Genomic DNA, 9,669 nt, shown 5'->3' with positions numbered 1-9,669 from the left:
GGGGTTCCGCCTCTTGGGTTGGCGCCTGCCGGAAAAGTGGGGCATCAACACGCACTGGGAGTTGGAATCGGGCAAGCGCTACACGCGCCTCATCGACCTTGAGCGGGAGATCTACGACACTGCCCATCCCTACGCGCACCTTGCCCCCACCTGGCACCAGCTCGACGTGCGCGGCTACAAGTATTTCCGCTTCAAGGGGATAGAGGTCAATTTCCAGGTGGAAATCGAGAATGCCTTGAACGCGTTGATCCCGCGTATTATCAATCCCTATACTGGCCGGGAATACAGGCCCGGAGATATTTTGACGAAGAGCTACACGCGCGACATCAACCCGAATCCCAACCCCATCTACGATCCGTCGAAATACCGCTGGCCGCGCACGGTTCGTTGGGGCGTTGGGGTGAGATTCTGAATCCTTGCGCCGAGTTTTGCATGTCCAGGCAGAAAGAGAGACATTGGCAAGGGGTGATCGTGGCCGCTATGCTGCTGGCCGCCTGCACGGCGCAGGTGCATGGCCAGGCGGCGTTTCAGCTCCTCGGCGGGCAGCGCATCGGCACAGCCTCTGGGACCTTTCTGAAAATCGAAGTTGGGGCGCAGGCGGTGGCGATGAGTGGAGCCGGCACAGCCCTGGCTGGCGACGCCACCGTACTCTACTGGAACCCCGCGGGCGCGGCACAGTTAGCGACGAATAGTTTGGCCCTCAGCCACATCGAATGGCCGGCGGACATCCAGTACGAATTCCTCGGCTACGTGCACCATCTGCCGCGCATCGGCACGTTGGGCGTGAGCCTCGGCATGCTGCACATGGCCGACATGGAGGTCACCAACGAGTACTACCCTACTGGGACCGGCGAGTACTTCCGGTTCCAGGATAGCTTTGCCGCCTTCACCTACGCGCGGAAGATGACCAACCGCTTCTCCTTTGGCCTGTCCCTAAAGTACGTGGATGAGGTGCTGGCCGACGTGCGCATGGGTGGGTGGATGATCGACCTTGGGACTTTCTACTGGACCGGCTACCGCCAGGTCCGCTTTGCCGTGAGCCTTGTCAATTTCGGGCCTGATCTGGAGGCGCGTGGCTCGTTCCTGAAGAAAAACACGCAAGGCGAGTTCGTGGAGCAGCCCTACGAAGCCTTTGCGCCGCCTACCACGTTCCGTGTGGGCGTAGCAGGTGACCTGTACACGACGGAGCACTACACGCTGACCGCGGCCATGCAAGTCAACCATCCCATGGACAATGTGGAAAACGCCGTGGTCGGCCTGGACTTGGAGGTGCTGCAGCGGCTGCATGTGCGGGGCGGGTATCGGATCAACTTTGACGAAGAGCGATTCACCCTGGGTGCCGGCTTGTTGCTCCCTGTGGCCGGGGCTCGTGCGGTGCTGGACTATGCATACAAGGACTTTGCCCATCTTGGCTCGACCCATCAATTCACCTTCAGCTTGGCCTTTTGAGAGGCGCACACTGAGGGTGCGGTACCTGCTCGGTGCGGCCCTGTGCGCCCTGCTGGCGCTGGCTGGCTGTGGACGCAAGATGCCCCTGCCGGCGGTCACTACTGTGGCGCGCTCCTTCGGCGCCAGCGACACTTCCTACATCCCTTTGAATCCCGTGTGGGATGCGGAGACGATAGGCTATTTTGCGCCGCAGCCCATGGTGCCCACGGACATCACCATTGGCGATGACGGCTACCTCTTTGTCGCGGACAGCGCCAACGACCGGGTGTTCGTGCTCACTACTGCTGGCCAACTCGTCCGGGAGCATGGCTTGGACCAGATCGCGCCGGTGCCGGGGCCTCTGGCCGTCGATATCGACGCCAAGCTGAACCTGCTCATTGTCACCGGGGGGAAGACCGTCTGGGTGTGGAACCAGTACCTGCACCGGGAGGAGGTGGATTCCATCGCCGGCGTTACGGGCAAATTCTCGGGCGAGCGGGCGATCATTGATTCAGTGCTGGGGATTCACCCTTTCTACGTGGATGAGGGGCGCAAGACCAGTTTTCAAGGGGTGGCCTTTGGCCCAACTGCCTCGAACACCGTCTTCCTGACCGACAAGGGGTACAACCGCATTCTCCGCCTGCGCATCGTGGTCAGTGGCAGGGCTCGGCTGCGCAACGGCAGAGTCCACCCGACCTTCAAGGGGGTCTACGACGGCGAGGTGGCAACGTACGGCTCAGGCGCGGGCACGGTGGACAACCCACGCGGCCTCACCGTCGATGGCGAAGGCAACATCTACTTCACCCAATTGGGTGGCAACTTCTTGGTGCAGAAACTAAAGAAGCAGGGGGACTTTTACACCTCGGCCTACACGCTGTACCAGCACCCGATCATGGATCTCAACCGCTTTGTCGGGCCGTACGACGTGGCGTTGGATCAGGACGGCGCCATCTTTGTGGCCGACACGCAGGCCGGCAGGGTCTACAAGTTCTTCAACAAGGGGGGCAGAGCCGGCCATCCTGCTTCCCTGGGGAAAACCGGGCTTGGGCAGGAGGTGTTTGCCCGGCCGCGGGGGCTGTTCGTGTCCAACGACAATGTGGTGTATGTTGCCGAGGCCGATGCGCACCGTATTCGCCGCTTCCGTTTCTCAGTCTCAGAGTCAGACCTCCCAGTTGAGCAACCCTGAAGGGATCTCGCCCGGGCTGTTGTCGAGTTGTGCCCGAAGTTGCCTGCTCAACATGTGGCCTGTGTCGTCGCGCCATCGTCGACATGTAGAACTTCGGCCTTGACTGCTTGCCAGAGAATCGCTATATTTGCCGGCGTCCGGAAGGAAGCGAGCCGAGCAAAGGAGCTCGTTGGCTTTTCGGGATGGAGGAGCGCATTGGATCGAAGCGTACCACGGGGCGGTTCTGTTCTTTGACAAGTGCGAAACGGCAAGGCTGGCGCGAGCGGATAGAGCCTAGGTTGCTCTCCAAGCCGTTTGAGGAGGCGGAATCGTGCCCTTGCCGGGGGGGCCAGAGGTTGGAGAGGGCGGGTCGACGGAAGTCACCCGTCGCCAGGGAGGCCTCTGGGTGCTGGGGTTGATGGACCAAGTGAACCGACGTGCATGCCGGTCCAGTGCGAAAGGAAGACAACCATTCCTGGAGGGAGTGTATGAAGGGCAAACTGCTGGTTGTTGTGTCTCTGCTGCTGGTGGCCAGTGTGCCGGGGCTGGTGTTGGCGCAAAGCGGCAGGGTGGTGGGCAGGGTCACCGATGCGCGAACCGGTGCCCCGCTACCTGCGGCAAACGTGGTGTTGCAGGGGACCGTCGTAGGTGCGGCCACCAACCTGGCAGGGGAGTTCGTGATCCCCAAGGCGCCCTTGGGGACGCACCAACTGCGTGTCAGCTACATCGGCTACCGCACGGCGTTTGTCGAAGTGGCGGTGCAGGCGAATCTGACCACGCGCATCGAGGTGGAGTTGGAGCCTGAGGTCATCTCCGGGGCCACCATTATGGTGCTGGCCGACCGTGCCAAGATCCGCGAGACGCCGGTGGCCTTCACCGACGTGCGCAAGGAGGAGATGGAGGCACGACTTGGCTCCCAGGATATTCCCTTGGTGCTGAACACGACCCCGAGTGTGTACGCCACCATGCAGGGCGGCGGCGCCGGTGACGCGCGGGTCAACGTGCGCGGCTTTAACCAGCGCAACATCGCCATCATGATCAACGGCGTGCCGGTCAACGACATGGAGAACGCTTGGCTGTACTGGTCCAACTGGGATGGCGTCGCAGATGCCACCTCCTCGATCCAGATACAGCGCGGCTTGAGCGCCGTCAATTTGGCTACCCCGTCCATCGGTGGCACCATGAACATCATCACCGACCCTACGGCCACGGAGCTGGGTGTCAGGTTCAAGCAGGAAGTAGGCAATGATGGCTTCCTGAAGTCGACCCTCATTGCCAACAGTGGCCTGATCGCGGGCAAGTACGCCTTCAGCGCCGGCGCAGTGCGCAAGGTCGGCGATGGGGTCATCGACAAGACCTGGACCGATGCCTGGGCCTACTACTTCGGCGCCAGCTGGCAGGTCAACCCGAAGAACAGGCTGGAGCTCTATGCGCTGGGCGCCCCGCAGAGGCACGGCCAAAACAGTTTCCGCCAGAACATCGGCGTCTACAGCGCCGACTTTGCCAAGAAGCTGAGCGACTACGACCAGGCCGCGCTCACGAAGTACTTCGAAGCGAAGCAGGGACGCAAGTACAACCAGAACTGGGGTCCGGTGAGCTCTTCCTACACGGGCCTGCAGTACTGGGACGGCAAGACGCACGAGCGCTACAACCCCAATTTCATCAACGAGCGCGAGAACTATTACCACAAACCACTGGTCAACCTGAACTGGTACTCGCAGCTCACCGAGAAGTTGGGACTGCTGAGCACGGTGTACTACTCCGGCGGCAAGGGCGGCGGCACGGGCACATTTGGGTCCATCAAATGGAACACAACGACGCCGACGCGCACCCCAGACTGGGATGCCACCATCGCCAACAACAAAGCCAGTGCCACAGGCTCGAAGGGTATATTGCGCAACAGCGTCAATACCCAGTGGACAATCGGGGCGATCTCCAAGGTGACGTATCAACTCAGCGCCCCAGTGAAGTTGACCGCCGGCGTTGATTGGCGCACCGCCGAGATCAAGCACTATCGCGAAGTGCGCGACCTGCTGGGCGGCGAATACTTCTACGCGACCCACTCCGACTTTTGGACCGATGCCCAGAAGCAGCGCAAACTGGGCGACAAGATCGACTATGACTTTACCAACACCGTGGACTGGGCAGGTGTGTTTGGCCAAGCGGAATACGCGCGGGGAGCGGTGACCGCCTATGGTATGGGCGGCTATTCCACCATCAAGTATAGCTACACCAACCACTTCCGCAAGGACCCGGCTACAGGCGGCGAGCTAAAGGCGAATACCGACTGGATCTCCGGGTACCAGGTGAAGGGCGGTGCGAGCTATCGCTTCACCAGACAACTGGACGCCTTTGCCAACGCCGGCTATGTGGAGAAGGTGCCCATCTTCGACAACGTGATTAACGACCGTACAGGCACCAAGGCCACCGATCCAAAGAACGAAAAGTTCACCTCGGTAGAGGCCGGCGTCAACTACGTGGCCATGGACGGCAGGTTGGTGGTGCGCGGCAACCTCTACCACACCACCTGGATGGACCGCTCGGTACCGCGCGAGGTGACCAACCCGGATGGCACCGAGGGCATTATCTTCATCCAGGGCATTGATCTGCGCCACCAGGGTGTGGAGCTGGAAACCTCCTTCCAGCCGATGCAGCTATTCCGCATCGAGGGCTCCGCGTCCGTCGGCGACTGGAAGTACCTCAAAGACGTTTCCGGTGTTTACAAGGACTACACGACCGGCGGAGCCCAGGACGTCGCGTACAATTTCTATGTCAAAGGCCTCAAGGTCGGCGACGCGCCGCAGACCCAGTTCGCCCTCGTGGGATCGGTGTTCCCACTCCGGGGACTGCAAGCACAGGCCGTCTATCGCTACTACATGCGCCACTACGCCGACTGGGACCCGCTGGGCAGAACCAATCCTGCCGACCGCAAGCAGAGCTGGCGTGCGCCAGACTACGGCGTGCTTGACTTCCACCTCACCTACGATCTGCCCTTCCGGTTTGGTGGGGTGGGACTGCAGCTCTTTGCCCATGTGTTCAACGCGCTGGACACCGAGTACATACAGGATGCCACCGACAACAGCGCGTACAACGCCTGGGACAAGGACCACGATGCGGACGATGCCGAGGTGTTCTTTGGGCTGCCGCGCACCTTCAACGCTGGCTTGACGATCACTTACAGGTAGCCCGCTCGCGGCTGCGGAAACGAGGGGCTGGTCAGATAGCGACCAGCCCCTTTGCTTTGGATGGTCACCACGGTTGGTGGGTCAGGACCGATCCCGTCGGGCAAGGCCTTTCCCGTGACCGAGAAAAATAGAGATTGGACGAAAGGGCACCGCAGCCTTATGGGCGTCGCTGAGCAGCGCCCTGGGCCATGGTCGGGGACTTCCCGTTGCTTGGCAAGGAGACAGTTGGGGCCGGTGGCCCACCGTGCTCGCGCCAGTCGCCTCCGTTTGCGAACACTTGACGAGCTCGGGGATGGGTGCTTTTGCTTCTTGAGGGGGTGGGCCGGAGACGACTGCTGAAGCCACCGCGGTCTCGCGTCGAGAATGATCAGTGGGACCAAGCGCAATCCAGCCAGACCGCTGGGCGCTTTGGCTTGTAGGGACTTGGTGCGGCAGACCGCTACGGGCATGAAGTGGTAGGAGATGGTGTTGGTACCGGTTTTGTCCAACAGGTCCTTCTCGAAAAGGAAGAGCTCGACGGTGTACAGCTGGTTCTATGCGCCGATGGAAGCTCTCGACTGAGCCCTCGAACCCTGGGGTGGCCAGAGCCTTCTTCCACCAAGCGCGCGAAAGGACTGGTTTTCTTGGCGTCAGGGGAGCAGATGAACTTCCAGCTCCAGTACCTTTTGACGGAGGCGTCCTTGAGAGGCACAGCGTGACAGGGAGTGCATCATGCTCGGGATGTGGAGCGGCGAGAACTTTCACCCGTGGGAGCAAAGGTAGAGAATGGCGTGGGGGTAAGAAAAACGGAACCGAGCTGTGGCAATCCGTGGGACGACGACAGAGGAGTGGGGAGTTCTTACCTGACCTCCCTGGGTTTACGTTTTGGCCTTGATTTTCTTCCGAGGGTGGGCTAAATTTGCTCTGCCACAAAGCGAAAGATGGTGTTGATACCCACAAACCTGCGGAGACTCCTGATGGCTGACAAGCAGACAGAACCAACCGCCGCGCTCTCCCCGATCGCACACGCAGAGCAGTTGCGGGCCCTGGTTGAAGCAGGCTACCACCTTAAAGGGCCGCGCCCAGACGTGGCAGTGAATCTCGCCGCGATGGAGCGCTATTTCGCCCGCGGCTACGAGTTCGTGCCCGAACCCCTCCTTCTCTCCCAGGGCTACGAGCTGGTTCCGCCCAGTCAGTTCACCAAGGGCCTGCAGTTCGCCTACCGTATCGTCGATGAGCAGCTTTCAAAGTACTACCGCTCGCAATACAGCTTGGTGAAGGACGGGACGGAGATCCCGCTCTACCTGAAGTACGAAGAGAAGCAGTAAAAGGCCTATTGCCGACCTTCCTGTGGCGAAGTTGATCCCTGTGTCTGCAGAGCCCGTAGCCTGGCGAGCAATTCTGCGGCGTTGAGTGCTCCAACCGCGCGCAGGTCTGTTCGTTCCGTCCCGTCGGGCTCTAAGAATACGAGCGTCGGCATGCCGCTCACCCTAAACCGTTGCATCACCTCCCGCACCATGGCATCTGGGGCAGTGCAGTCCACGCGCAGCATGAGAAACTGCCGGCTGCGCGCCACAACCTCCGGGTCGCGGAACGTCGTGCGCTCCATCTGCTTGCACGGGGCACACCAGTCGGCGTAGAACTCCACCAGCACCGGCTTGCCTGCCGCCAACTGCTCAATCTCCTGGCCCTGATACTGCACCCATTCGATGCCTGCGGCGTTCTCGTGCAAGGCACCCTGAAAGAGCATTGCGCCGCCCAGCAGCAGCACCAGTCCGAAGACTGCCCGCCCCAGCTTGAAGGCGCGCGTGTAACCCTGGCCATGATCCAGAAAGCCCAGGAGCAACCCGCCGAACATGGCCAGCAGTCCAAGGAAGAAGCCAAGCATGTCTGCGGCGCGTTGTGCCTGCGGCAACACAAAGTACAGAGCCACACCTATCAACAGGACGCCGAAAAGCTTTCTGATCCAGACCATCCACATGCCTGCTTTTGGCAGGCGTGAGAGGAGCTGCGAAAAGGTGGCAAGCACCAGGTAAGGGAGCCCCAATCCGAGCCCCATCACGAAGAACAACAACGCACCCTTGCCCACGATGCCCAGCTTGGCCACCAGCCCCACCAGGCCGATGATTATGCCGGCGGCGCAGGGAGCTATGACCAGGCCAACCGTGAGTCCCATGACCAGGCTTCCCACCACGCCCTCGCGGGCCCCGCCCACCCGCGTCAGCAGCCAGCTCGGGACGGTGATCTCAAAAGCGCCAAACATGCTCGCTGCCATGGCAAGGACAATCAGAGCAATGACTGCCACAAACCATGGGCTCTGGAACAGAAACCCCCACTGCCTGCCCGCCAGTCCCGAAATCAGTCCGAGGGCGGAGAAGATGACGGCGATGCCCACCACATAGGCCAGTGCGGCCGCAAACGCGGCTCCCCGTCGTTGTTCTCCCCTGCTGGCGAAGTAGCTGACGGTGAGGGGCAGGACCGGATAGACGCAGGGGGTCAGGTTCAAGGCCAGCCCGAGGACGAAGAACGCGGCCACGGCGTAGAGCAGCCCGCGCTCCAGGAGGCGTTGTGCGCGCAGTTCATCGGCAGTGAGCTCTACGGCTTTGGGCTTGCCGGCCTTGCTTGCAGTGGTGTCGCTCGCGGCTACAGGCTCTGCTCCAGACTTTCCTGCCTTGACTGCGAATGAGAGAGAAAACGGCACCTGGTCGGGCGGGAAGCAGGCCTGGTCCGTACAGGGCTGAAAGCTCAGCGTGCCCCGCACCTGCAGGACGGAGGGCGTCGGCACGCGCTCTACCCGCAGCGTGGTGGTCACCACCACTGTGTCCTCATACACGGCGAGCTCGTCTGGACTGAACGCGAACTTTTTGCGGAGGCCCTCTGGGAACCGCAGCGGGGCAACCTTCACCCCGGCGGGGACTTCGAGCGAGATGTCCGTAGGAATCAAATCAGGGTCGAGCGGCGCGTGGGAGTTGATATGGTGGCCGGGGGCAATCATCAGCGCGATCGCCACGCGTGCATCTTGCCCGGCGTGAATGGTGTCAGGGGTCACTGAGGGCAGCACCGTCACCACGCGTTGTCTCTCCCACTGTGCTCCTGCCCCGGTCGCGACTATCAAAGTCAGCACCACAATCTGCCAGCACCTCGTCCTTGCCATGATCTTTCCTCTGGTCCGCTCCTAACTTGAACCCTGCGGGAACGCTTAGTACTCTGACTCGTCTTTCCAGCGGGTGATGCGCCACTTGTTATCGTGCGTGCAACGCTTGAACGAGAAGATTGCTGTGCCGGATACCCGAAACTCGGCGAACGCCCCACTGAAGTTGATGGAGAAACTCTTCGAAAGCTCGGCGGTGTTCTCCTCCTCAAACGCATAGATGGTAGAGTTCCAGGTGAGGTCGATGACGTCGAAGCTGCGAAACATCCGCCCGGTGGTCTTCAGGTCGACGTCCCTGCCCCAGGACATGAACAGCCCAGACGAGCCCTGGTTGGGGTCGAAGAACACGAAGACGAAGGAGCTGTCCAAGACGTTGGCATAAAGAAGCGAGTCCTTGAAGGTGTAGGCATAGCGAAAGTTCTGCAGCACCTCTTCCGGCGTGCGTTGCTCGGTGACAATGAGCTCATCTTCGGGACCTTGGTGCAATGCGGGGGCAAAGGGGTTGAAGCACCTCACCGCTCCGGCAATCAGGAGGGTGCACAGGAGAGCCGCAAGTACGGATAGGTGGCGCCTCTCGAGCGAGGACTCTGTCCACCTGGGGCGCGCTGTTTCTCGGCCCCTCCTTGCTTGACGTGCTGGGGGCTGCACGAGCTCGTCACCTCACCATTTCGATCCGGACGTGGATATGCCTATCAAAGAAGAAGGCGGTGCTCAACACCGCCTTCATGCGTTGCGCTATTCTGCTCCGCTCGGTCTATTTC

7 protein-coding genes are annotated in these 9,669 nt (G+C 61.1%); 5 read left to right on the top strand and 2 right to left on the bottom strand.

The features are described 5' to 3' along the window. The 5 genes from H5U38_00705 to H5U38_00685 all read left to right on the top strand — a co-directional run. On the top strand, nucleotides 1-412 hold a 412-nt coding region (locus tag H5U38_00705; protein ID MBC7185532.1), incomplete at its 5' end, for a hypothetical protein. Between the two features lie 20 nt (nucleotides 413-432). After that, nucleotides 433-1,449, top strand: a complete 1,017-nt coding sequence (locus H5U38_00700; GenBank protein ID MBC7185531.1) for a PorV/PorQ family protein — start codon at nucleotides 433-435, stop codon at nucleotides 1,447-1,449. A 16-nt stretch (nucleotides 1,450-1,465) separates the two neighbouring features. Further along, nucleotides 1,466-2,614 (top strand): NHL repeat-containing protein, encoded by a 1,149-nt coding sequence (locus H5U38_00695; GenBank protein MBC7185530.1) that lies wholly within the window; start codon nucleotides 1,466-1,468, stop codon nucleotides 2,612-2,614. 467 nt (nucleotides 2,615-3,081) lie between these two features. Next, nucleotides 3,082-5,778, top strand: a complete 2,697-nt coding sequence (locus H5U38_00690; protein MBC7185529.1) for a TonB-dependent receptor — start codon at nucleotides 3,082-3,084, stop codon at nucleotides 5,776-5,778. A 956-nt stretch (nucleotides 5,779-6,734) separates the two neighbouring features. Further along, nucleotides 6,735-7,085 (top strand): hypothetical protein, encoded by a 351-nt coding sequence (locus H5U38_00685; GenBank protein MBC7185528.1) that lies wholly within the window; start codon nucleotides 6,735-6,737, stop codon nucleotides 7,083-7,085. Nucleotides 7,086-7,090: 5 nt separating this feature from the next. On the opposite strand, the gene H5U38_00680 is transcribed toward H5U38_00685, so the two are convergent. Both H5U38_00680 and H5U38_00675 read right to left on the bottom strand, forming a co-directional pair. Beyond that, nucleotides 7,091-8,911, bottom strand: a complete 1,821-nt coding sequence (locus tag H5U38_00680; protein MBC7185527.1) for a thioredoxin fold domain-containing protein — start codon at nucleotides 8,909-8,911, stop codon at nucleotides 7,091-7,093. A gap of 45 nt (nucleotides 8,912-8,956) precedes the next feature. Then, nucleotides 8,957-9,424, bottom strand: coding sequence for a hypothetical protein (locus tag H5U38_00675; GenBank protein ID MBC7185526.1), 468 nt, complete (start codon nucleotides 9,422-9,424; stop codon nucleotides 8,957-8,959). Between the last annotated feature and the right edge of the window lie 245 nt (nucleotides 9,425-9,669).

The sequence above is a fragment of the Calditrichota bacterium genome (genome assembly GCA_014359355.1).
Classification (GTDB): Bacteria; Zhuqueibacterota; Zhuqueibacteria; order JANLFK01; family Oleimicrobiaceae; genus Oleimicrobium.
The sequence above is the reverse complement of the archived record's forward strand: the minus strand, read 5'-3'. Positions and strand labels throughout refer to the sequence as shown.

Excerpts from the sequence above, each read along its gene's own strand:
- H5U38_00690 (MBC7185529.1), top strand. The coding sequence starts at position 3,082 with ATGAAGGGCAAACTGCTGGTTGTTGTGTCTCTGCTGCTGGTGGCCAGT.
- H5U38_00700 (MBC7185531.1), top strand. The coding sequence starts at position 433 with ATGTCCAGGCAGAAAGAGAGACATTGGCAAGGGGTGATCGTGGCCGCT.
- H5U38_00680 (MBC7185527.1), bottom strand. The coding sequence starts at position 8,911 with ATGGCAAGGACGAGGTGCTGGCAGATTGTGGTGCTGACTTTGATAGTC.
- H5U38_00685 (MBC7185528.1), top strand. The coding sequence starts at position 6,735 with ATGGCTGACAAGCAGACAGAACCAACCGCCGCGCTCTCCCCGATCGCA.